18 protein-coding genes, 1 pseudogene and 1 riboswitch are annotated in these 22,284 nt (G+C 70.7%); of the genes and pseudogenes, 16 read left to right on the top strand and 3 right to left on the bottom strand.

Features of this window, described 5'->3' with window-relative positions:
- The first annotated feature begins 25 nt into the window (after window positions 1–25).
- Entirely contained in the window at window positions 26–610 is a 585-nt protein-coding gene (locus AB0H93_RS34505) for a cysteine hydrolase (protein WP_358578749.1), read from the top strand.
- A gap of 76 nt (window positions 611–686) precedes the next feature.
- Here the strand turns inward: AB0H93_RS34505 and AB0H93_RS34500 are convergent, their stop codons facing one another.
- Window positions 687–1,955, bottom strand: a complete 1,269-nt coding sequence (locus tag AB0H93_RS34500) for an aminodeoxychorismate synthase component I (RefSeq protein ID WP_358578747.1) — start codon at window positions 1,953–1,955, stop codon at window positions 687–689.
- 209 nt (window positions 1,956–2,164) lie between these two features.
- On the opposite strand from AB0H93_RS34500, the gene AB0H93_RS34495 reads away from it, so the two are divergent.
- From AB0H93_RS34495 to AB0H93_RS34435, 13 genes and pseudogenes are all read left to right on the top strand, one after another.
- Entirely contained in the window at window positions 2,165–3,190 is a 1,026-nt protein-coding gene (locus AB0H93_RS34495) for a DUF4185 domain-containing protein (RefSeq protein WP_358578745.1), read from the top strand.
- Window positions 3,191–3,384: 194 nt separating this feature from the next.
- A complete protein-coding gene (locus AB0H93_RS34490) occupies window positions 3,385–4,236 on the top strand; it encodes an alpha/beta fold hydrolase (RefSeq protein ID WP_358578743.1) in 852 nt (283 codons plus the stop codon).
- Window positions 4,237–4,541: 305 nt separating this feature from the next.
- On the top strand, window positions 4,542–6,335 hold the full coding sequence (gene metG / locus AB0H93_RS34485; protein ID WP_132492860.1) for a methionine--tRNA ligase: 1,794 nt from the start codon (window positions 4,542–4,544) through the stop codon (window positions 6,333–6,335).
- Window positions 6,336–6,493: 158 nt separating this feature from the next.
- Entirely contained in the window at window positions 6,494–7,333 is an 840-nt protein-coding gene (locus tag AB0H93_RS34480) for a TatD family hydrolase (protein WP_358578741.1), read from the top strand.
- A gap of 289 nt (window positions 7,334–7,622) precedes the next feature.
- Window positions 7,623–7,871 (top strand): annotated as a pseudogene (locus tag AB0H93_RS34475) (transglycosylase family protein); the annotation flags it as partial.
- 586 nt (window positions 7,872–8,457) lie between these two features.
- On the top strand, window positions 8,458–9,954 hold the full coding sequence (locus AB0H93_RS34470; RefSeq protein ID WP_358578739.1) for a transglycosylase family protein: 1,497 nt from the start codon (window positions 8,458–8,460) through the stop codon (window positions 9,952–9,954).
- 119 nt (window positions 9,955–10,073) lie between these two features.
- Window positions 10,074–10,943, top strand: a complete 870-nt coding sequence (gene rsmA, locus AB0H93_RS34465) for a 16S rRNA (adenine(1518)-N(6)/adenine(1519)-N(6))-dimethyltransferase RsmA (RefSeq protein ID WP_358578737.1) — start codon at window positions 10,074–10,076, stop codon at window positions 10,941–10,943.
- A 175-nt stretch (window positions 10,944–11,118) separates the two neighbouring features.
- A riboswitch (SAM riboswitch) is annotated at window positions 11,119–11,206 on the top strand.
- 244 nt (window positions 11,207–11,450) lie between these two features.
- Entirely contained in the window at window positions 11,451–12,467 is a 1,017-nt protein-coding gene (locus tag AB0H93_RS34460; protein ID WP_132492852.1) for a methionine ABC transporter ATP-binding protein, read from the top strand.
- Window positions 12,464–13,147 carry an ABC transporter permease subunit gene (locus AB0H93_RS34455; protein WP_358578734.1) on the top strand — a complete coding sequence of 228 codons (684 nt, stop codon included), beginning with the start codon at window positions 12,464–12,466 and terminating at the stop codon, window positions 13,145–13,147. The genes AB0H93_RS34460 and AB0H93_RS34455 overlap by 4 nt, the downstream gene beginning before the upstream one ends.
- Before the next feature lie 78 nt (window positions 13,148–13,225).
- The gene (locus tag AB0H93_RS34450) at window positions 13,226–14,038 is read left to right on the top strand and encodes a MetQ/NlpA family ABC transporter substrate-binding protein (protein ID WP_358578732.1); all 813 of its coding nucleotides are present in this window, start codon (window positions 13,226–13,228) and stop codon (window positions 14,036–14,038) included.
- A 136-nt stretch (window positions 14,039–14,174) separates the two neighbouring features.
- Complete coding sequence (locus AB0H93_RS34445) at window positions 14,175–15,131, top strand: 4-(cytidine 5'-diphospho)-2-C-methyl-D-erythritol kinase (protein WP_358578730.1); 957 nt, start codon at window positions 14,175–14,177, stop codon at window positions 15,129–15,131.
- Window positions 15,132–15,252: 121 nt separating this feature from the next.
- The gene (locus tag AB0H93_RS34440) at window positions 15,253–17,034 is read left to right on the top strand and encodes an ABC-F family ATP-binding cassette domain-containing protein (RefSeq protein WP_358578727.1); all 1,782 of its coding nucleotides are present in this window, start codon (window positions 15,253–15,255) and stop codon (window positions 17,032–17,034) included.
- A 163-nt stretch (window positions 17,035–17,197) separates the two neighbouring features.
- Complete coding sequence (locus AB0H93_RS34435) at window positions 17,198–18,850, top strand: fatty acyl-AMP ligase (protein ID WP_358578725.1); 1,653 nt, start codon at window positions 17,198–17,200, stop codon at window positions 18,848–18,850.
- 67 nt (window positions 18,851–18,917) lie between these two features.
- On the opposite strand, the gene pth is transcribed toward AB0H93_RS34435, so the two are convergent.
- Both pth and AB0H93_RS34425 read right to left on the bottom strand, forming a co-directional pair.
- The gene (gene pth / locus AB0H93_RS34430; RefSeq protein ID WP_358578723.1) at window positions 18,918–19,493 is read right to left on the bottom strand and encodes an aminoacyl-tRNA hydrolase; all 576 of its coding nucleotides are present in this window, start codon (window positions 19,491–19,493) and stop codon (window positions 18,918–18,920) included.
- Between the two features lie 264 nt (window positions 19,494–19,757).
- Window positions 19,758–20,360: a 50S ribosomal protein L25/general stress protein Ctc gene (locus AB0H93_RS34425; RefSeq protein WP_358578721.1), complete on the bottom strand. Its 603-nt coding sequence runs from the start codon at window positions 20,358–20,360 to the stop codon at window positions 19,758–19,760.
- Window positions 20,361–20,726: 366 nt separating this feature from the next.
- Here AB0H93_RS34425 and AB0H93_RS34420 point away from each other — a divergent pair, with 366 nt between their 5' ends.
- The gene (locus AB0H93_RS34420) at window positions 20,727–21,362 is read left to right on the top strand and encodes an NAD(P)H-binding protein (RefSeq protein ID WP_358578719.1); all 636 of its coding nucleotides are present in this window, start codon (window positions 20,727–20,729) and stop codon (window positions 21,360–21,362) included.
- A gap of 132 nt (window positions 21,363–21,494) precedes the next feature.
- Window positions 21,495–22,109, top strand: a complete 615-nt coding sequence (locus tag AB0H93_RS34415) for a malonic semialdehyde reductase (protein WP_358578716.1) — start codon at window positions 21,495–21,497, stop codon at window positions 22,107–22,109.
- Window positions 22,110–22,284: the final 175 nt, after the last annotated feature.

The following is a 22,284-nucleotide window of genomic DNA, read 5'->3' as shown; positions in this document are numbered from 1 at the left end:
CTGGGTTTCCGGGCAAGATCGAATGATGCGATGTGCGGTGCTGGGCCTGCATTGGCAGGTCAACGTGATCGAGCCCGAGGGATTCTTCGGCGGGATGCTCGCCGAACCGGTGGCCCGCAGCGGCGTGGTCGAGCGCGCCGCGCGGTTCCACCGGGAGGCCCGCGAAGCCGGGGCCGAGCTGGTGTTCACCCGGTTCACGGTGCCCGTCGGGGAGGGCGAGCTGGTGCGCAACACGGCGTTCATGCGCGCCGTCGGCGATGCGCAGGAGGCGTTCCGGCCGGACGCGCCAGGCTCCGGGCTGATCGCGGCGATGGCGGACGCGGGCGGCCGGGTGGTGGACAACCAGCGGCTCTCCGGCCTGGCGGGCAACGACCTCGTGCCGTGGCTGCACGAGCAGGGCATCGACACCCTGCTGATCACCGGCGTGGCCACGAACCTGACGGTCGAGCAGACGGCCCGGCACGGCACCGATCTCGGCTTCACCGTGCACGTGGTGCGCGACTGCGTGGCGGCGGCCGACGAAGCGGTGCACGCCGCGTCCCTGGCGAACCTCGACCTGGCAACGGCGGGCGGCCTGACCGCCGAAGAGGCCCTCGCCTTCCTCGGCTGACGCGCCCGAGCGCGGCTGCTTCTGCGCGGCGATTTCGCGCGAAGTCGCCAGCCCCACCAAGCTGCGTCGCCTGCGGCTAGTGGTCCAGCAGGGACAGGACCGGGGCGGCCTTGGTGAGCACTTCCTGCCATTCCCGGTCCGGGTCGGAGTCCGCCGTGATCCCGCCGCCGACGCCCAGGTGCAGCACGCCGTCGGCGAATTCCAGGGTGCGGATGGCGACGTTGAGCTCCATGCCCGCGACGGGCGAGACCATGCCGACCGCGCCGCAGTAGACGTCGCGCGGCTGCGACTCCAGCTCCGCGATCAGTTCCAGCGCCCGCGCCTTCGGCGCGCCGGTCACCGACGCGGGCGGGAACGCCGCCGACAGCAGCGCCGAATTCGGCAGCTCCAAGGGGATTTCCGCCCGCACGTCCGACACCAGGTGCCACACGCCGGGGTGCGGCTGCACGTCCAGCAGCCGGGGCACCGTCACGCGGCCGACCTCGGCGACCCGCCCGAGGTCGTTGCGCGCCATGTCCACGATCATCACGTTCTCCGCAACGTCCTTTGTGGACGCTCGGAGCAGTTCGGCGTTGCGGTCGTCCTGCGGTCCCCGCCGCGGCAGCGTGCCCTTGATCGGGCTGGAGCGCACCACCCGGCCGTGCCGGGCCAGGAACAGCTCGGGCGAGAACGACGCGACCGCGCCCCACGACCCGGCCACGTAAGCCGCCCGCGCGGGCTGGAACCGCGCACTGCCGGCGGCGAACACCTCCAGCGGATCGCCCCGGAACGGCACCGCGAACCGGCTGCAGATGTTCGCCTGGAAGATCTCGCCTCCGGCGATCTCCTCCACGCATCCGCGCACGGCTTTGCCGTGCTGGTCGGCGTCCGGTCTGCCGACCGGCCCCGCCTCCCAGGAGGCCTGCGGCGGATCGCCTCCGGCGACCACCTCGGCGAGCTCCGCGACCAGGCCCGGTTCTGCGGCGCCGAGCGCCTCGAACCACCACCGCCCGTCCGGGTCGAGCCGCAGCACGTGATCGGCCCAGCCCCACGCGGCGAGGGGCAGCCGGCGGGGTTCTGCGTGCCGGCCCGGGTCGGTGAGGCCGTAGCCGAGGTAGCCGATCCAGCCGCCGCCGACCGGGCCGGGTCGGTCCTGGCACGTCGACGTGTCGGTGGTGGTGAAGGCCAGCTCCGGCGCGGTGGCGTCGATCCGCACCGACGGGGCGAGGACGGCGGAGCCGCCGAACCAGTCGCCCGTCAGCGCGGCCGGCGGCGGCAGCCCGCGGCGGCGCGCGCGGGCCGCGAGGCGCCGCAGCACCTGGGCTGCGCTCGCCTCGCCGTCAATCGGACGGGTGAAGACCGGCACGCCGACAGTATGACCGCGCACCGAGCCGGGACCACAGCCCCGGTTACCGCTGTTTGCGCTGGTCAATCAGGTAGGGCATTGCTCGGGGAGTGGCCGAGGTCATGTCCCGGCCAGGATCCCGAGCCGCCGGGCAGCGCCGCGAGCTCACAGCGACTACCTGCGTGAACGCCTTTCCCTCGCGACGTGGCCGCCGTGCGTACGGTGGCCGCATGGTGCGTGTGATCGGTGCGACCAGGCTCACGAGGATCACCGGCGAGGACTCCTGCAACAACACGGCCAGCCGGTTCGGCATCCACGCGACGGACCTCGGGATCATGTGGGACGACGGCCGGGGCGGCGTGCTCGCGGCCTTCGGCGACACCTACGGCGATGGTTGGGGCGGGCACGGCGCGGGCCCCAAGAGCGCCGACTGGCGGTACAACGTGATCGCGCGGTCCACCAACACCGATCTGGACGCGGGCCTGAAGTTCGACTCGGTCCTGTCGCGCGAGGACGGCATGGCCGGGCAGGCGCTGCCCGGCGACCGGACCGGGGTGCGCGAGCACACCGTGATCCCGACCGCGGGGATCGCCATCGGAGGCCGCAACTACCTGCACTACATGTCCGTGCGGCGGTGGGGGATGCCGGGCGTGTGGCACACGAACTACGGCGCGCTCGCGTACTCCGACGACGGCGGGGCGACCTGGACGAAGTCGGAGACGGCGGTGTGGCGGAACTCGCGACAGCCCTGGCTGAGCCGGTTCCGGCGCCGCGACCCCGGCGGTCATCCGTTCCAGATGATCGGTTTCGCCGGCGTCCTGGACGGCCGCGCCCACCTGCTCGGCACCCCGAGCGGCCGGTTCGGCGCCGGACATCTCGCCCGCGTCGGCGCCGACGACCTGCTCGACCCGGCGGCCTACGAGTACTGGACCGGCACCGGCTGGGGCGACGACCCGCTCGCCGCCGCGCCCGTGCTGCCCGCGCCGGTCGCCGAGCTGTCGGTGCAGTACAACCGGCACTTCGACCGGTGGTTCGCGGTGCACCTCGACGAGCAGCGCGCGGCGATCGTGCTGCGCACGGCGCCGGAGCTCACCGGGCCGTGGACCGGCGGCGAGGTCGTGGTCTCCGGTGCCGACTGCCCGGGGCTCTACGGCGGCTTCCTGCACCCGTGGGCCGTGGACCGGCCGACGATCTACTTCACCCTGACCCAGTGGGGCCCGTACAACGTCGACTTCTTCCGCGCCGACCTCGCCTGACCAGCCGCCGCATCGAACAGCGCAGAACCGTGCGGACTTCTTGTCGCTGTAGCAGCACAAAGTGCGCACGGGCCTTGAAGCCGCGTGTGCTCTTGCCTGCTGGGCCGTCGGGATGATGTTGCGGTCCGCTGCGTCACTTCCTGGTTCCGAGCCCGTTGTGCATCGAAAAACCGCACGACGAGGCGAGGTTGAAGATGCGCATCAGAGGTGTCCTGGCCGCCCTCGCGGCCCTGCTCGCGGTCACCGCGGCGGCGACGCCCGCGACGGCCCAGCCCGACGCGGCCGCCGCGCCTTCCGGCGTGAACGACTGGAGCTGCCGGCCCAGCGCCGAACACCCGACGCCGGTGGTCCTGGTCCACGGCCTCGGCGGTGCCGCCACCACGAACTGGGCGTACCTGGGGCCGGTGCTGGCCGACCAGGGCTACTGCGCCTTCGCCCTGACCTACGGCCTCCCGCCCGGGGTGCCGCCGCTCACCGGCGGATTCGCGCCGATGGAGGAGAGCGCGCCCGAGCTCGCCGACTTCGTCGACCGGGTGCTGGCCGCCACCGGCGCCGAGAAGGTCGACCTGGTCGGCCACTCCGAGGGCACCGTGATGCCGCAGTACTACCTGAAGTTCCTGGGCGGTGCCGAGAAGGTGCAGCGCTACGTCGCGATCACGCCGCTCTACGACGGCACCACGCTGCAGAACACCTCGGAGCTGCTGGACCGGCTGGCCGAGGAGCTGCCGGTCGTCGGCCAGATCCCGGACGAGCTGTGCGGTTCGTGCCGCCAGTTCTTCAAGGACTCCGAGTTCATGACGAAGCTCAACGCCGACGGCGCCGCGGTGCCCGGCATCGAGTACACGACGATCATGACCAAGTACGACCAGCTGGTCACCCCGTACACCAGCGGCCACCTGGACGCGCCGAACGCGACCAACATCGTGCTCCAGGACGTCTGCCCGCAGGACTTCTCCGAGCACGTCGCGGTGGCGTTCAACCCGCACGTCGGGCGCATGGTGCTCAACGCCCTCGACCCGGCCGGAGCCCAGCCCGTGCGGTGCTGATCCCGGTCGTCACCTGCCGCTCACGACTAGAGGTTTGATGTTGAGTGCGGAAGGGGCGGGTGTTGTTTTTGAAGCGGCGCAGCCGCTTAGCCCACCTACGCAACCGGCACCGCTGCGGGTTCTCAGACGTCGTCTGGCGAGGACAGCCCCGACGCGTCGTATCGGACATACGTGTGTCGGGGATCCCACAGCCAGGCGGCGTCTGAGGTTCCGCCACCCGCACCGCCACGCAAAGCGAGTTCTCTGACAAGCTCTAACGAGAACCGGTTCGAGGTCACGACCCCTCGAACCGTAGGCTAAGCACCATGAGTGCCTCTGTGTTGACCGCTGTGGCCTGGCCCTATGCGAACGGTCCACGGCACATCGGCCACGTCTCCGGTTTCGGTGTGCCCTCGGACGTCTTCTCTCGCTACCAGCGAATGGCCGGCAACCGGGTGCTCATGGTGTCCGGCACCGATGAGCACGGCACGCCGATCTCGGTGCAGGCCGAGAACGAGGGGCTGACCACCCGCCAGCTCGCCGACAAGTACAACCGGGTGATCGCCGAGGACCTGCAGGGCCTCGGCCTGTCCTACGACCTGTTCACCCGCACCACCACGGGCAACCACTACGAGGTCGTCCAGCAGATCTTCCTCGCGCTGTACCGCAACGGCTACGTGCTGCCGAAGACCACCACCGGCGCGATCAGCCCGTCCACCGGCCGCACGCTGCCCGACCGCTACATCGAGGGCACCTGCCCCATCTGCGGCTACGACGGCGCGCGCGGCGACCAGTGCGACAACTGCGGCAACCAGCTCGACCCGGCCGACCTGATCAACCCGGTGTCCCGGATCAACGGCGAGAAGCCGGAGTTCGTCGAGACCGAGCACCTGTTCCTGGACCTGCCCGCGTTCACCGAGTCGCTGGGCAAGTGGCTGTCCACGCGCACCGGCTGGCGGCCCAACGTCCTCAAGTTCGCCCAGAACCTGGTCGACGACATGCGGCCCCGGGCGATCAGCCGGGACCTGGACTGGGGCGTGCCGATCCCGCTGGACGGCTGGCGCGACCAGCCGATGAAGCGGTTCTACGTCTGGTTCGACGCGGTGATCGGCTACCTGTCGGCCAGCGTCGAGTGGGCCCGCCGGACCGGTGACGCGGACGCCTGGAAGCAGTGGTGGACCGACCCGGCCGCCCAGGGCTACTACTTCATGGGCAAGGACAACATCACCTTCCACGCCCAGATCTGGCCGACGCTGCTGATGGGCCACAACGGCCAGGGCGACCGTGGCGGCGAGGTCGGCCCGTACGGCGAGCTGAACCTGCCGGACGAGATCGTCTCCAGCGAGTTCCTCACCATGAGCGGGTCGAAGTTCTCCACCTCCCGCGGCACGGTGATCTACGTGCGGGACTTCCTGCGCGAGTTCGGCCCGGACACCCTGCGGTACTTCATCTCGGTCGCCGGGCCGGAGAACCAGGACACCGACTTCACCTGGGACGAGTTCGTCCGGCGCACCAACTTCGAACTGGCCAACGAGTGGGGCAACCTGGTCAACCGGTCCATCTCGATGGCCGCGAAGAACAACGGCGCGGTGCCCGCCCCGACCGCGCCCCAGGCCGCCGACGAGGAGCTGAAGGCGTTGTCCCGCAACGCCTTCGACACCGTCGGCGGGCACCTGCAGCGGTCCCGCTTCAAGGCCGCCTCGCAGGAGGCCATGCGGGTCGTGTCGGCGGCGAACAAGTACCTGTCCGACCAGGAGCCGTGGAAGCTCAAGGAGGACCCGGACCGGCGGGACGCCGTGCTGCACACGGCGCTGCAGGTGGTTTCCGACGCCAACACGCTGCTCACCCCGTTCCTGCCGCACTCGGCGCAGAAGGTGCACGAGCTGCTCGGCGGCACCGGGGTCTGGTCGGCACAGCCGGAGATCCGCGAGGTCACCGACCTGGACGACCCGAGCATCGAGTACCCGGTGCTGATGGGCGACTACGCCGGCGAGCAGGCGGCATGGCGGTCCACCGAGATCGAGGTCGGCCGGCCGCTGCAGAAGCCGACGCCGCTGTTCGCCAAGCTGGACCCGAAGCTCGGCGAGACCGGCCCGGAATGGGCCCCGATCGAAAGCTGACCACCCGAGGCGAGGGGCACCCGTGAAACCCGCGGGTGCCCCAACCCTCGTTGGACCACAGTTTCAATTGAAACTGCGGCCAGACCGCGGGTGGAATCGCAGTTTCAATTGAAACTGCGGTCGACCCACCTGAGTGCCGCCTGCGTTGGAGGGGTGCGATGAGCAAGCGGGACCGGAAGCGGGAGCTGCCGCCGGTGCCGGAGGCGCTGCCCGCCTCGGCGGTGGACGCGCACACCCACCTCGACGCGTGCGGCGCGAAGACGCCCGACGAGGTGCGCGCCATGGTGGACCGCGCGCAGGCCGCCGGGGTCGGCCGGGTGGTGACCGTCGCCGACGACATCGCCTCCGCCGAATGGGCCGTCGAGGCGTCCACTTGGGACGACCGGGTGTTCGCGGCGGTGGCCCTGCACCCCACCCGGACGAAGGACTTCGACGACGCCGACCGGCAGGTGCTGGAGCGGCTCGTCGCGCACCCCCGGGTGGTCGCGGTCGGCGAGACCGGGCTCGACTACTACTGGGACTACTCGCCGCCGGAGCCGCAGCAGGAGGCCTTCCGCTGGCACATCGACCTGGCCAAGCGCGTCGGCAAGCCGCTGATGATCCACGACCGCGAGGCGCACCAGGACATCCTGCGGATCCTGGCCGAAGAGGGCGCCCCCGAAACCGTGGTGTTCCACTGCTTCTCCGGGGACGCCGAGTTCGCCCGGTCCTGCGTGGACGCCGGCTACGTGCTGTCCTTCGCCGGGACGGCGACCTTCCGCAACGCCAACGCCAAGGCGCTCCGGGAGGCCGCGCAGCTGGTGCCGCTGGACCAGTTCGTGGTGGAGACGGACGCCCCGTTCCTGACCCCGCACCCGTTCCGCGGACGCCCGAACGAGCCGTACTGCGTCAATTACACCCTTCAGGATCTTGCCGAACTCCGTGGCATGACGCTTGAAGAACTCGTGGTAGCGACCACGGCCACGGCCGAGCGAGTGTTCCGGCTCGATCAGGCGTAACCCCGCCCGCACTCCTTTCACTCGCAGTTCTTTGATATTGCGCGCCGAATCGCGCCCGCTTGCAGTCCGCGACGCCGTCCCTACCGTCCACTTCGGAAGCCGGGATGGGGGCCAGCACCCCGAAATTCCGCCCCGCTGGGCGGAGAACCTCCTACCCGGAGGCACGGCAGTCAGGATTGCGATGAAGTTCGGTTTGTTCGCGAAGGCGACGGTAGTGGCGAGCATCGTGGTCTGCGGTGCGGCGCCGATGGCGGCGGCGTCTCCGAGCGCGCCGCCGGCCGCGCGGGCGGGCGTCTGGGACCGGCTCGCGAAGTGCGAGTCGGGCGGCAACTGGGCCGCCAACACGGGCAACGGGTACTACGGCGGCCTGCAGTTCAACCGCCGGACCTGGGCCGCGCACGGTGGCAACCAGTTCCACAAGTACCCGCACCGGGCGTCGCGGGAGCAGCAGATCGTCATCGCGGAGGCGCTGCGCGTCGCGCGCGGCGGCTTCGGCGCCTGGCCCGCGTGCGCGCGGAAGCTGGGCCTGCCGCGATGAGGTGATCAACTCGCCGCGGGGGCACAGATCCCTCGGGTGAGGGGAGGGAAGGCCCGGCCCGAGCGCGTTGAGTGCTCGGGCCGGGCTCGGTTCCCGGCCCGGAAACCGCGTGCCGGTCGTGGAAACCGCAGGTGTCGGGGGCGTGTGATATGTCACCCAGGAGCCTGGTCGCCCAGTTAACGGGGCGCCGACGGTACCCCCGAACGGACCAAATGCGGGCGATCTCGCTTACTGATCGTGCTCGGTTGCTCGGCAAATCAGTGTAACGCAGATCACAAGCTAGATCGGGGTTCTTGGCTGTCTGCATTGATCACGCTAGAGTCTCGGCCTCGTAACCGATGACAACCAGTCATGGGGAACGCCCGTAAGTCTCGCCGGTGTACGTCGGGGAAGCGGGCCGTGGGCAACGGAGCTCTCGGTCGGCTAGGACGGCGCTTGGCTGCGGGAGTCGGATACAGACACGAAGCACGAAGGTTGTGTGCACGCGAGGAGCGAGGGAGTTGAGCGACGACATGGGTCTCGCCCGGCGCCGCCTCCGCTCCGCATCACGCGAGCGCGACTTCCGCCTTCGGGAGGTAACGACCCTGTGAACGGACGCGGCGAGCCCAGCTATCCCGGCCATGCCTACCGGTCGGACGACGGCTACTGGGCCGAATCCTTCGAGCCTACGACGGACTGGTTCACCCCGGTCCAGGCCGAGCAGCACACCGCAGTGGGACTCCTGGACCGCCCGGAGCCGCAGCGGTACCCGGCCGAGGACCACCCGAGCTTCCCGCCGGGCTCGCTCGAGATCACCCCGGCGGACATCTACGACGTTCTCGGCCCGGACGCCGAGGACATGCTCGCGACCGCCGAGATCGACGTCGACGAGGTCATCCGGCTGATCAACGCCGAGACCACGGTGCTGCCGCCGCTGGTCATCCCGGACGCGTTGCCGGAGGCGGAGGAGGACGACACCCCGCCGCAGGAGGTCGTCGACGCGATCGCCACCTGGAAGCGGCGCTTCCTCAAGGGCGCGGTGGCCGGCGTGCTGCTCACCCTCACCGGCACCGGCGGCGCGGCCGCCGCGATGGACAAGTCGGTGACCGTCGAGGTCGACGGGCACGAGCGCACCATCAGCACCTACGAGGGCACCGTCGCCGACGTGCTCGAGGACGAGGGCATCGCCGTCGGCCAGCACGACGCGCTGAGCCCCTCGCCGCAGGCCAAGGTCAGCCACGGCGACACCATCACCCTCGACCGCGGGCGGCTGCTGAAGCTGACCGTCGACGGTGAGCCGCGCGAGGAATGGGTCCGCTCGGTCACGGTGGACCAGGCGCTGCGCCAGCTCGGCGTGCAGGCCGACGGGGCGTGGGTCTCCGCCGACCGCACCATGGCCGTGCCCGAGCAGGGTCTGGACCTGGTCGTCAAGACCAGCAAGAACATCACCGTCATCGACGGTGGCAACGAGCCGCGGCAGCTGACCACGACCGCCGTCAACATCGACGAGCTGGTCAAGGAGCAGAAGCTCGAGATCGGCCCCGAGGACACGATCACGCCCGGCGGCGACCAGCGGCTGGTCACCGGCGCCGAGATCCGCATCGACCGCACCGGCAGCACGGTCATCAACGTGACGATGCCGGTCGCGCCCCCGGTGCAGGAGATCGTCGACAACACGATGTTCAAGGGCGAGGAGCGGGTCGAGTTCCCCGGCGTGCCCGGCGAGAAGATCGTGTTCACCCGGGTCACCACGCGCAACGGCGAGGAGACCGGCCGGGAAGCCGTCGGCGAGAAGATCACCAAGGAAGCGCAGCCCAAGGTCGTGCGCGTCGGCGGGAAGCAGCCGCCGAACAGCGGGGTCTGGGACAAGCTGGCGCAGTGCGAGGCCGGCGGCAACTGGGCGATCAACACCGGCAACGGCTACTACGGCGGCCTGCAGTTCAACAAGTCCACCTGGGACGCCTACGGCGGCGACCAGTACGCGCCGTACCCGCACCAGGCCAGCCGCGAGCAGCAGATCGCGGTCGCGGAGAAGGTCCGCGCGGCCCGCGGCGGCGGCTACGGAGCCTGGCCGGGCTGCTCCTCCAAGCTCGGCCTCAGCTGAGCATTTCCCGTTGTCCCGAAGGGCGCCTCTCGCCGGATGAGCCGGTGGTAGGTGCCCTTCGTGGTTCTGCTGGTCGGGGTGCGGGGACGGTGGCTTCCGGGCGCGGGTAGTTTTTCCGTGTGGACGACCAGCAGGCGACTCTGCTCGGCCCGGCCGACGTGCGCCGGTTGGCCGAGGAGCTCGACATCCGCCCGACGAAGAAGCTCGGCCAGAACTTCGTGCACGACCCGAACACGGTGCGCCGCATCGTGGCCTCGGCGTCGGTCACGGCGGACGACGTCGTGCTGGAGGTCGGACCCGGCCTGGGCTCCCTGACGCTCGCCCTGCTCCCGGCCGCCGGTGCCGTGACGGCCGTCGAGATCGATCCGGTGCTCGCCGCGCGGCTGCCGCGCACCGCCGCCGAGTTCGCCCCGGCGCTGGCCGGCCGGCTCACCGTGATCGAGGCCGACGCCCTGCGGGTGACCGCCGCGGACTTCCCGGCGCCGCCGACCGCGCTGGTCGCGAACCTGCCGTACAACGTCGCCGTGCCGGTGGTGCTGCACCTGCTGGCCGAACTGCCGAGCCTGCGGCACGGCCTGGTCATGGTGCAGTCCGAGGTCGCCGACCGGATGGCAGCCAAGCCGGGCAGCCGGGTCTACGGCGTGCCCAGCGCCAAGGCCGCGTGGTACGCCGACGTGCGGCGCGCGGGTCCGGTGCCGCGCAAGGTGTTCTGGCCGGTGCCCAATGTGGACTCCGGGCTGGTGTCGTTCGAGCGCGTCGAACCGCCGTCGACCGCGCCGCGCGCGGAGGTCTTCCGGGTGGTGGACGCGGCGTTCGCCCAGCGGCGCAAGACGTTGCGCGCCGCGCTGTCCGGCTGGGCCGGGTCCGCGGCGCGCGCGGAGGAATTTCTCCGGGCCGCCGGGGTGGATCCGTCGATTCGCGGTGAGCAGTTGGAGATCGCCGACTTCGCGCGCATCGCGGAGGCCGCGGCTACCGAGAGCGGCCGCTGAACCACCCGTCCGGGCGCTTGCCAACCGAGGTCGATCCACTACTCGGAGTCACCGAGAACACCTGCGGTGCCAGGAAAATTCCCGCTCGTCCGGGTGTGTGATTTGGCGGACGATTTCGGAAAGTGACGACTATCAACTTGCGCTGGAATCCGCCAGTGGGGTCTACTATTCGGGAAATCCATCCCGAGCGGCCGAGAGACCTGGCTCCGCGACGCCGCAGCAACCACCCGATGGGCAGGTGCTAACGCCAGGACCGATGGAGTTGTTGTGGATTCCAACGCGCTGTTAGCCAGCCCGCCTGCGGGTCAGACCCGAGCTCAGCTGGCCCGATCCCGGCAGAACCACATCCGGAGGCTGCTGACGCAGCGTCGCGTCATCGACCACGGGCGTCGCACCACCACCGCCTGTCGTCGCGAGATGTGACCCAGCTCTTCCTCCCTTTCCGAAGTTCCTTGGCCTGCCGCCCTGTCGTGCGCGCGGCCGTCGCGAGCTGATGTGGAGCCGATCGTGATCACAGTCGAGAACCTGACCAAGTCCTTCCAGCACAACAACGGAACCGTCCGCGCCCTCGACGGCGTGTCGATGGAGGTTTCGGCCGGTGCGGTGTGCGGGGTGGTCGGTCCGAGCGGGGCCGGCAAGTCGACCCTGGCCCGGTGCATCGCGCTGCTGGAGAAGCCGGACGGCGGCGCCATCCGCGTCGACGGCACCGACCTCGTTTCCCTCGGCGGCAAGGCGCTTCGCGCGGCGCGTCGCCAGATCGGCGTTGTGCCGCAAGGCGATTCGCTGCTGCGCCAGCGCACCGCCGCGGGCAACGTCGCGTTGCCGCTGGAAGCGGCCGGTGTCAGCGGCCCGCAGCGGCGCACCCGCGTCGGCGAGCTGCTGGACCTCGTGGGCCTGACCGACAAGGCCTCCGTCTACCCCGACCAGCTCTCCGGCGGGCAGCGCCAGCGGATCGCGGTGGCGCGTGCGCTGGCCGCCAAGCCGTCGGTGCTGCTGGCCGACGAGCCGACCTCGGCGCTCGACCCGAGCACCACCGACTCGGTGCTCACGGTGCTGGACCGCGCCCGCGCCGAACTGGGCGTCACCGTGCTGGTGGTCACCCACGACATGGCCGTGGTGCGCAAGATCGCCGACGACGTCGCGGTGCTGGAGGACGGCCGGGTGGTCGAGCACGGCAAGGTCATCGACCTCGTCGCCGAGCCCGGCAGCCGGGTGGGCGACACGCTGCTGCCCGGCACCGACCAGGGCGATTCGCTGCGGCCCGGCGGCCGGCACGACGTCGTCGCCGAGGTCGTGCTGGTCGGCTTCGCCGCGGTCGGCGCGTTGCTGCCGGAGGCCGCCGGCCGGTTCGGGGTCGAGCTCGCGATCCTGGGCGGCGGGTTGACCAGGCTGGGTGACACGCCCGTGGCTAAGTTCAAGGTCGGCCTGACCGGCGAGCGAGCCGAGGCGGCCCTGAAGTGGATGGTCGAGCGGGACGCGCATGTGCGACGCGCCCCGGTGTGCGTTGACGGAGCTGCTGCGTGAGTGATGTGACCCCCTGGTCGGAGGTCCTTGGAATTCTTGGTGAAGCGACGATCGACACGCTCTACATGGTGTTGGTGTCGACCCTGCTGGCGGTGCTGGGAGGCCTGCCGCTCGGGGTGCTGCTGCACCTGACCTCGCCGGTCGGCCTGAACCCGAAGCCGGTGCTGTACCGGGTGCTCGGCGTGGTCGTCGACGTGGTGCGTTCGGTGCCGTTCGTCGTTCTGCTGGTGGTGCTGGCGTCGTTCACCCGGCTGGTGATCGGCACGTCGATCGGCAGCACCGCGGTGATCGTGCCGCTGACCATCGGTGCCATCCCGTTCTTCGCGCGGCTGACGCAGAACGCGTTGCGCGAGGTCAGCTTCACCGTGGTCGAGGCTGCGATCACGACCGGATCGAGCAAGCTGCGGATCGTGTGGACGGTGCTGCTCGGCGAGGCGCGGGCCGCGCTGGTCGGCGCGGTCGGCGTCACCGCCGTGGCGCTGGTCGGCTACGCCGCGATGGCCGGCGCGATCGGCGGCGGCGGGCTGGGCACGACCGCGATCCAGGACGGCTACCAGGGCTACGACGACCGGATCCTGTGGGGATCGGTGGTCGTGCTCGGCGTGCTGGCCTTCGCGATGCAGCTGATCACCGACCGGACCGCGAAGCTCGTCGACCGGCGCCGGACCGCGACGAGCTGACCTCGTGGGCGACGCCCACCCGAACCTCTTCCTGCTTGGGACGACCTCCCAACCACTGTCCAGAAAGGACGAACTCTGATGCGTTTGCGTTTTGCCGCCCTGGTGGCCGCGGCCGGCGTGGTGCTGGCCGCGTGCGGAGGTGGCGGCGGCCAGGCCTCCTCGGACCCGAACGCCCCGCTGCGAGTCGCGGTCAGCCCGACGCCGCACGGCGAGATCCTGCAGTACGTCAAGGACAACCTGGCGAAGCAGGCCGGGCTCGACATCGAGATCGTCAAGTTCGACGACTACAACCGGCCGAACGAGGCCGTCGCGCACGGCGAGCTGGAGGCGAACTACTTCCAGCACCAGCCCTACCTGGACGAGTACCGCAAGCAGCGCGGCGGCGACTTCGTCTGGATCCAGGCCGTGCACCTGGAGCCGCTGGCGGTGTACTCCAACAAGGTCAAGTCGCTGCAGGAGGTCCAGGACGGCGCGACGGTCACGCTGTCCAACGACCCGGCGAACCAATTCCGCGGCCTGAAGCTGCTGGAGCAGGGCGGCCTGATCAAGCTCAAGCCGGACGCCGCGGTGGGCACCCGGTTGGAGTCGGCGATCGCCGAGAACCCCAAGAACATCAAGTTCAAGGACCTGTCGCCGGACCAGCTGCCGCGCTCGGTGGACGACGCCGCCGCCGCGGTGGTCAACGGCAACTACGCGATCAAGGCGAACCTGCAGAACCCGGTCCTCGTGGAGAGCCCGGAGAACAACCCGTACGCCAACGGCCTGGTGACCAGCCCGGCGCTGGAGAAGGACCCGCGGATCCAGAAGCTCGCCGAGCTGCTGCGGTCCCAGCAGGTCAAGGACTTCATCAACCAGAAGTACGGCGGCGTCGCGGTCATCCCGGCGGCCTGATCGCAGCATCCGCGCCGGAGGGCGCTTCCGAGCGAGTTGATCGTTCGGGGGCGCCCTTCACCGCATTTTCCGGTCCTGTACGCAGGGAAGTCGGCGGCGGGGTTTCCTCTACACGTACGCTCTAAGAGTGCTCTCCGTGGTTCCTACACCCATCACCGTTCGCGTCCCGGCCAAGGTGAACCTGCACCTGTCGGTCGGTGACCCGCGCCCGGACGGCTACCACGAGCTGGTCACCGTCTTCCAGGCGCTGTCGATGACCGACGAGGTCACCGTGCTGGTCGCCGAGGAACCCGGCATCGACGTGCACGGCGATGGTGCGGACTCGGTGCCCACCGGCCCCAGCAACCTGGCTTGGAAGGCCGTGCAGTTGCTCGCCGAGCACAGCGGGCGCGATCCGGAAGAGCCCGGGGTGCGGCTGTCGATCAACAAGGGCATCCCGGTCGCCGGCGGGATGGCCGGCGGCAGCGCCGACGCCGCGGCGACGCTGCTGGCGCTGAACCACCTCTGGCGGCTGGAGCTGGGCCGCGACGACCTCAGCGAGATCGCCGCGAAGCTGGGCAGCGACGTTCCGTTCTCGCTGCAGGGCGGCACGGCGCTGGGCACCGGCCGCGGCGAGCGGCTCGTGCCGGTGCTGGCGCGGCACACCTTCCACTGGGTCATCGCGCTCGATCGCCGCGGGCTGGGCACGCCCGGCGTCTACACCGAACTCGACCGGCTGCGGGCGGAGTCGAAGCCGAACCGCGTCGGGGAGGTCGAGCCGCTGCTGGAGGCGCTGGCCTCCGGCGACCCGCGGCAGCTCGCCCTGCTGCTGGGCAACGACCTGCAGGCGGCGGCCGTGTCGCTGCGCCCCGGGCTGCGGCGCACGCTGCGCGCGGGAGTGCAGGCGGGCGCGCTCGCCGGGATCGTCTCGGGCTCGGGCCCGACCTGTGCCTTTCTCTGCACCGACGCGGATTCGGCGGTCCGGGTGGCGGCCGAGCTCTCCGGCGCGGGCGTGTGCCGCACGGTCCGCGTCGCCCACGGCCCCGTCCCGGGGGCCCGAGTGGTCTCCGATGAGCCCGCCCACCGGCCCACCCCGCCCCAGGTCCACGCCTGAAGTGCAGTTTCAATTGAAACTGCGCGCCTAGGACTCCGGTCTGCAGTTTCAATTGAAACTGGGGCCGGGGAACCGCAGCCCGTGATCACGCAACGCAGTTGATGGAGTAGACGAACACCCGATGGTGAACCTGGTCAATCTGGAATCGGTCAGCAAGAGCTATGGCGTGCGCCCGCTGTTGGACGGCGTCTCGCTCGGGGTCTCGGCGGGGGAGCGCATCGGGGTCGTCGGCCTCAACGGCGGCGGCAAGACCACGCTGCTGGAGGTGCTCGCCGGCCTCGCGGAGCCCGACAGCGGCCGGGCCAGCCAGAGCCGCGACCTGCGGATGGCCGTCGTCACGCAGCGCACCGAGCTGCCCGCCGACTCCACGGTGCGCAACGCGGTGCTCGACCCGCACGGCTTCAGCGCCGAGCACGAATGGGCCGCCGACCCGCAGGTCCGCTCGGTGCTCAGCGGCCTCGGCATGACCCGCCTGGGCCTGGACACCCCGGTCACCGACTTCTCCGGCGGCGAGCGCCGCCGCGTCGCGCTGGCCGCCGCGCTGGTGCGCGATCTGGACCTGCTGGTGCTGGACGAGCCCACCAACCACCTGGACGTCGAGGGCGTGCACTGGCTGGCCGATCACCTGCTCGAGCGCAAGTGCGCGCTGGTGATCGTCACCCACGACCGCTGGTTCCTGGACACCGTCTGCAACCGCACCTGGGAGGTCGTCCAGGGCCGCGTGGAGCAGTACGAAGGCGGCTACGCCGACTGGGTCTTCGCCCGCGCCGAACGCGCCCGCATCGCCCAGCAGGCGGAGGAGAAGCGGCAGAACCTCGCGCGCAAGGAACTCGCGTGGCTGCAACGCGGCGCGAAGGCCCGCACCTCCAAGCCCCGGTACCGGATGGAGGCGGCGGAGGCGCTGATCGCCGACGTGCCGCCGCCGCGCGACACCGTCGAGCTGGTGGCGTTCGCCAAGCGCCGCCTCGGGAAGACGGTGCTGGAGCTGGAGGACGTCGACCTCCGGATCGCCGACCGCACGCTGCTGGACGGCGTCACCTGGCGCATCGGTCCCGGCGACCGGATCGGCCTGGTCGGCGTCAACGGCTCCGGCAAGACGACGCTGCTGAAGCTGCTCGCCGGCGAACGCGAAGCCGACGCGGGCAAGCGCATCGAGGGCAAGACGGTGCGGCTGGCGCACCTGACCCAGGAACTGCACGACCTGCCCGGGCACTGGCGGGTGCTGGAGGCGATCGAGAACGTCGCCGAGCGGGTCACCCTCGGCAAGTACGAGCTGTCCGCATCGCAGCTCGGCGAGCGCTTCGGCTTCGGCAAGGGACGGCAGTGGACGCCCGTCGAGGACCTCTCCGGCGGCGAGCGCCGCCGCCTGCAGCTGGCGCGGTTGCTCATGGCGGAGCCGAACGTGCTGATCCTCGACGAGCCCACCAACGACCTCGACATCGACACCCTGCAGCAGCTCGAAGACCTGCTCGACACCTGGCCGGGCACGCTGGTGGTCGTCTCCCACGACCGCTACCTGGTGGAGCGCGTGTGCGACAGCGTGCACGCGCTGTTCGGCGATGGCAGCCTCACGCACCTGCCGGGTGGCATCGACGAATACCTGCAGCGGCGTCAGTCGCTGCTGGAAGCGGCCGAAGGCAGCGTCGGCAAGCAGGCGACCGACGCGGCGAAGCCGCGAGGGCTCTCCGGAGCGGAGGAGCACGCGGCGCGCAAGGACCTCGCGCGCTGCGAGCGTCAGCTCGACAAGCTCGCGGAGCGCGAAGCGCGGCTGCACGAGAAGCTCGCGGAGGCCGCGACAGCGCCGGAGCGACTGGCGGAGCTGAACGCGGAGCTGCGCGGGCTCCAGCAGGAGAAGGACGAGGTCGAAATGCGCTGGATGGAGCTCGCCGACCAGCTCGGCTGACCTGACCTCGCCTGGGATCGGGCGGTTTCCTCGCGCCCGGTAGGTGCGGGAGGGCTCCCGATTTCGCCTGGAATCGGGATCTTCGCCCTTGCGGGGGCGCTCGATGAGTGCGCGTTGTGGCGAAACCTGTGCGCGCGATCACCGTGCTCGTAAGCTGCGTCACATGAGTCGGTTCGTGGAGACATTGGTGGCGTCCGCGCGGGAGAACTCCGGTCCGCAGGCGCGGGGGCTCACGACGGGCGAGCCCGAGCAGCCGTGGTTCCGGACGTGGGCGGAGGTGCACGCCGACGCGCTGCGGATGGCCGGGGCGCTGGGCGACGACCTCGGGCCCGGTCGGGTCGCCGCGATCCTCGCCGCCGATCCCGGCCTGATCGCTCCCGCCGTGCAGGCCGTGTGGCTCGGCGGCGGCAGCGTGACGATGCTGCACCAGCCGACGCCGCGCACCGACCTCGCGCACTGGGCCGAGGACACCGTCCGGGTGCTCAAGATGATCGGCGCCCGGCTGGTGCTGCTGGGCGCCCCGTTCGAGGACCTGGCCGGCGTGCTGGAGGAGAACGCGATCGGCTGCCGGAACCTGGCCGGGCTCACCGACGGCGAACCGCTCGCCGCGCCGGTCGACGTCGACGAGGACGCGACCGCGCTGCTGCAGCTGACCAGCGGCTCCACCGCCGACCCCAAGGCCGTGCGGATCACCCACGGCAACCTCTACGCCAACCTGCGGGCGATGGTCACCGCCGCCCAGCTCGATCCCGCGCACGACGTCGCGGTGTCCTGGCTGCCGCTGTTCCACGACATGGGGATGGTCGGCTGCCTGACGGTGCCGATGGCGATCGGCATGTCGGTGGTCAAGGTCACCCCGGCCGACTTCCTGACCCGGCCGCTGCTCTGGCCCGAGCTGATCAGCCGCTACCGGGGGACCGTGACGGCCGCGCCGAACTTCGCCTACGCGATCGTCGGTCGCCGGATGGCCCGCGCCGACGACGGCGACTTCGACCTGTCGAGCCTGCGGTTCACGCTCAACGGCGCCGAACCGATCGATCCGGCGGCGGCGCAGGCGTTCACCGACGCGGGGGCCAGGTTCGGGCTGAGCCCGGACTGCATGGTGTGCGCGTTCGGGATGGCCGAGGCCACGCTCGCGGTGTCGTTCGCGCCTCTGGGGCGCGGGCTGGAGGTCGACACCGTCGACGCGGATGCGCTGGAGCAGCAGCGGCGGGCCGAACCGGCGGCGCCGGACGTCGAGCGGGCGCGGCGGTTCGCGTTGCTGGGAAACCCGTTGCCGGGCTTGGAGGTCGACGTCGTCGACGACTCGGGCCGGCGGCTGGAGGAGCGGCAGGTGGGGCGGCTGCGGATCCGGGGCGAGGCGGTGACGCCGGGCTACCTGACCATGGACGGCCCGCTGTCCACGCAGGACGATGACGGCTGGCTGGACACCGGGGACGAGGGCTACCTGGTCGACGGCCAGGTGGTGATCTGCGGGCGCCGCAAGGACGTGATCATCATGGGCGGCCGCAACATCTACCCGGTGGACATCGAGCGGGCCGCCTGCCAGGTCGAGGGCGTGCGCGCGGGCAACGCCGCCGCGGTCCGGCAGGACGCCGGGAGCCGGCGCGAGCGGTTCGCGGTGGTGCTGGAGTCGCGCCTGGCGGGCGACGAGTCCGCGGAGAAGGCGCTGCGCAAGGAGGTCGCGGCGCGCATCGTCGACGCGGTGGGCGTGCGCCCGTCGGCGGTCGTCGTGCTGCAGCCGGGCTCGCTGCCCAAGACCCCGTCGGGGAAGCTCAAGAGGGCCGCCACGGCCGCGCTGGTCCCCACCGAATGACCTTTGTGGACGGCCACGCTGAAGGGCCACGCACCGAGCTCGGTGCGGGGCCCTTCAGCTCGCGGGATCAGTGGAAGCGGTTCTGGGCGGCCTCGAGGCCGTCGGTGACCAGGGCCTCCACCGCGTCCGCGCAGAGGTCGATGAAGTACGCGAGCTCCTTGCGCTCGGCACCGGAGAAGTCCTTGAGGACGTAGTCGGCCGGGTCCATCCGGCCGGGCGGGCGGTCGATCCCGAAGCGGACCCGCAGGTAGTCGCGGGTGCCGATGGACTTGCTGATCGAACGCAGCCCGTTGTGGCCGTTCTCGCCGCCGCCGCGCTTGAGCCGGATGGTGCCGAACGGCAGGTCGAGCTCGTCGTGGATCACGATCACGGATTCCGGCGGCGCCTTGTAGAACTTCACCGCGCCGGCCACCGGGCCGCCGGAGAGGTTCATGAACGAGCGCGGCTTCACCAGCACGGCGCGCGCGCCGGCCAGCCGTCCCTCGACGACGTCGGCACCGGCCTTGTGCGCCTTGAACTTCCCGCCGATCCGGTCGGCGAGCTCGTCGGCGACCAGGAATCCGATGTTGTGCCGGTTCCCCTCGTAGCGCGGCCCGGGATTGCCGAGTCCGACGATCAGAGCGACCGAGTCCGGGGTGCTCACGGGAAGAAGTCTCCTGCTCTGAGGACTGTGTCGAAGGTGGCTTGCGCGGCGGTGCGGGTGGCGGCCCCTGCGGGAATTATGGCCGCCTTCTCGCTGGGGATCCCCGACGCCGATTCACCACGTCGGGGCGAGAAGGCCCCTGAGAACCCGCGGCGGTGCAAGCCGGGTCCTACGCCGCTTGCGGAACAGACCCTGGATGGCACGCAGCGCGCCGCCCCGATCGGAGGGATCGGGACGGCGCGCGGTGCGCCCGACGTCGGAGGCTCAGGCCTCTTCGGCGGTCTCGCCTTCGGCGGCCTCAGCGGCTTCCTCGGCCATCGAAGCCGCGGCCTCGGTGACGTTGACGACCAGCGCCTCGGGGTCGGCCTGCAGGATGACGCCCGCGGGCAGCTGGATGTCGGAGGCGTGGAGCTGGGTGCCGATCTCGGCACCGGCGATCGACAGCTCCAGCTGCTCGGGGATGTGCAGGGCCTCGGCCTCGATCTCGACCTCGGTGATCTCCTGGCTGACCAGGCCGCCGGGGCCGGCCTCGCCGACCAGCACGACCGGCACCGCGACGGTGACCTTCTCGCCGCGCTTGACCAGCAGCAGGTCGACGTGCTCGATGTAGTTCTTGATCGGGTGCGTGGTGATGGTCTTGGTGAGGGCGAGCTCGCTGTCGCCACCGGACACATCAAGCGTCAGCACCGCGTTGTGCCCGTTCTCGCGGATCGCGCGGGCGAACTCCACGGAGGGCAGGGACAGGTGCTTCGGGTCGGAGCCATGACCGTAGAGCACCGCGGGGATCTTGCCGGCGCGGCGGGTGCGGCGGGCCGCTCCCTTGCCGAACTCGGTGCGCTGCTCGACGGCGATACGTACCTCGGACACGGTGGTGCACTCCTCATGACGTCGGGCGGAACGTGAATTGGTCGCTGGCCTGCGGCGGTGGGGCGCGCTACTGGCGTGATTACGACGCGGTGCCGAACGGGCACCCGGGGTGTGAGCGACATCAGTGCGCCAACCAAAGTGGTCGGCGGCCACCGTGCCACCGCGCCGATCACGCCGGGCGAACGTCCCGACCTCGCCGAGGCAACCCGAATAGTCTAAACGGTGCTTGCATAGTCGTTTTCGCACGGGTGACCCCACCCGGTTCCGGTCGTGCTCGCCCAATGGTTACCCGCAGGAACTCAGTGCACGTTGAAGTCACCGGTAACCGGTGGTTAGCGTCGGTGACCAGCACAGAAGGAGGATGCGATGCGACTGGTCCTGTTCGGCGCGACCGGCTACGCCGGCGGCGCGATCCTGCGGGAGGCGAAGCGGCGCGGCCACGAGGTGATCGGCGTGGCCCGGAACGCCGAGTCGTTGGCCGAGTCCGGGAAAGCGGGTTCGCTGCACGACGAGCAGTTCGTGCTCGACGTGACGGCGGGCGCTGACGCGCTGCTGGTGGCCATCCCGGCCCGGCCGATGCCCGACGGCACGAAGCTGATCGACGCGGTGCCCACGCTCTTCGCGGCGGCCGAGCGGCACGGCCTGCGGATCGGCGTGGTCGGTGGCGCGGGGAGCCTCCGCGTGTCCGAGGACGGTCCGCGGGTGATCGACACGCCCGGGTTCCCGGACGAGTTCAAGCCGGAGGCCGGCGCGCACGCCGAGGTGCTCGCGGCGCTGCAGCAGGCGCCCGACGAGGCGGACTGGTTCTACCTCAGCCCGGCGGGGACGTTCGGGGCCTACGCTCCGGGCGAGCGGACCGGCTCCTACCGGCTCGGCGGCGACGTGCTGGTGACCGACGCCCACGGGAACTCCGCGATCGGCGGCGAGGACTACGCGATCGCGTTCGTCGACGAGCTGGAGAAGCCCGCGCACCGGCGGCGGCGCTTCACGGTCGGCTACTGATCGTCCGTGAGGTCGGTCACAGCGGGCCGGTTCCGGAATATTTGAAACCTCAAACAATGTTGGGATGGAGGATCCGCCCGCGCCCGGTGTGCGGGCGATCCCCGGAATCCCGACCGCTCCAGGAGTGAGTTCATGACCGCGATCGACCAGGCCGAGCAGCTGGTGCTCGGCGCGGACGCCCAGAACCTGCTGTTCCGCGATGCCCGCACCGCCAACAGCTTCAGCGACGAGCCGGTCACCGACGAGCAGATCCAGGCCGTCTACGACCTGGTCAAGTGGGCCCCGACGTCGATGAACCAGCAGCCGCTGCGCATCGTGCTGGTGCGCTCCGACGAGGGCAAGCAGCGCCTGCTGCCGCACCTGATGGAGGGCAACCGGGCCAAGACCGAGAAGGCCCCGCTGGTGGCGATCCTGGCCGCCGACACCGACTTCCACGAGAACCTGCCGCGGGTGTTCCCGCACGCGGAGGGCGTCCGGGAGATGTTCGCCGGCAACGACGAGCTCCGGCTGACCAACGCGAAGCTCAACGCGAGCCTGCAGATCGCGTACTTCATCCTCGGCGTGCGCGCCGCTGGGCTGGCGGCCGGTCCGATGACCGGTTTCGACAAGGCGGGCCTCGACGCGGAGTTCTTCCCGGGCGGCAAGCAGGAGGCGCTGGTCGTGGTCAACATCGGCAAGCCGGGCGAGAACCCCTGGTTCGACCGCCTGCCCCGCCTCGACTACGACGAGGTCGTCACCACCATCTGACCCGGCACGCCGATACCGGCACGAGTGGTCCGCACGCGGTCCCCACGAGTGGTCCGCAATTTCCATTGAAATCGAAGATCCAATTTCAATGAGGTGATCTCAGTGGATTCGGTTGTGTTCGTGGTGGGTGAGGGTGAGTGCGGCGCGGACGATCGCGGTGATTTTGCGTGGGCTG

Origin of the sequence: Saccharopolyspora sp. NPDC050642, assembly GCF_040654735.1 — a bacterium.
GTDB classification, from domain to species: Bacteria; Actinomycetota; Actinomycetes; order Mycobacteriales; family Pseudonocardiaceae; genus Saccharopolyspora; species Saccharopolyspora elongata.
This window is presented reverse-complemented; position numbering and strand designations above follow the sequence as displayed.

Coding starts and splice junctions, on each gene's coding strand:
- AB0H93_RS34435 (WP_358578725.1), top strand. CDS start 17,198: ATGAGTCGGTTCGTGGAGACATTGGTGGCGTCCGCGCGGGAGAACTCC.
- AB0H93_RS34440 (WP_358578727.1), top strand. CDS start 15,253: ATGGTGAACCTGGTCAATCTGGAATCGGTCAGCAAGAGCTATGGCGTG.
- metG (WP_132492860.1), top strand. CDS start 4,542: ATGAGTGCCTCTGTGTTGACCGCTGTGGCCTGGCCCTATGCGAACGGT.
- AB0H93_RS34420 (WP_358578719.1), top strand. CDS start 20,727: ATGCGACTGGTCCTGTTCGGCGCGACCGGCTACGCCGGCGGCGCGATC.
- AB0H93_RS34480 (WP_358578741.1), top strand. CDS start 6,494: ATGAGCAAGCGGGACCGGAAGCGGGAGCTGCCGCCGGTGCCGGAGGCG.
- AB0H93_RS34415 (WP_358578716.1), top strand. CDS start 21,495: ATGACCGCGATCGACCAGGCCGAGCAGCTGGTGCTCGGCGCGGACGCC.
- AB0H93_RS34495 (WP_358578745.1), top strand. CDS start 2,165: ATGGTGCGTGTGATCGGTGCGACCAGGCTCACGAGGATCACCGGCGAG.
- AB0H93_RS34505 (WP_358578749.1), top strand. CDS start 26: ATGCGATGTGCGGTGCTGGGCCTGCATTGGCAGGTCAACGTGATCGAG.
- AB0H93_RS34490 (WP_358578743.1), top strand. CDS start 3,385: ATGCGCATCAGAGGTGTCCTGGCCGCCCTCGCGGCCCTGCTCGCGGTC.
- AB0H93_RS34450 (WP_358578732.1), top strand. CDS start 13,226: ATGCGTTTGCGTTTTGCCGCCCTGGTGGCCGCGGCCGGCGTGGTGCTG.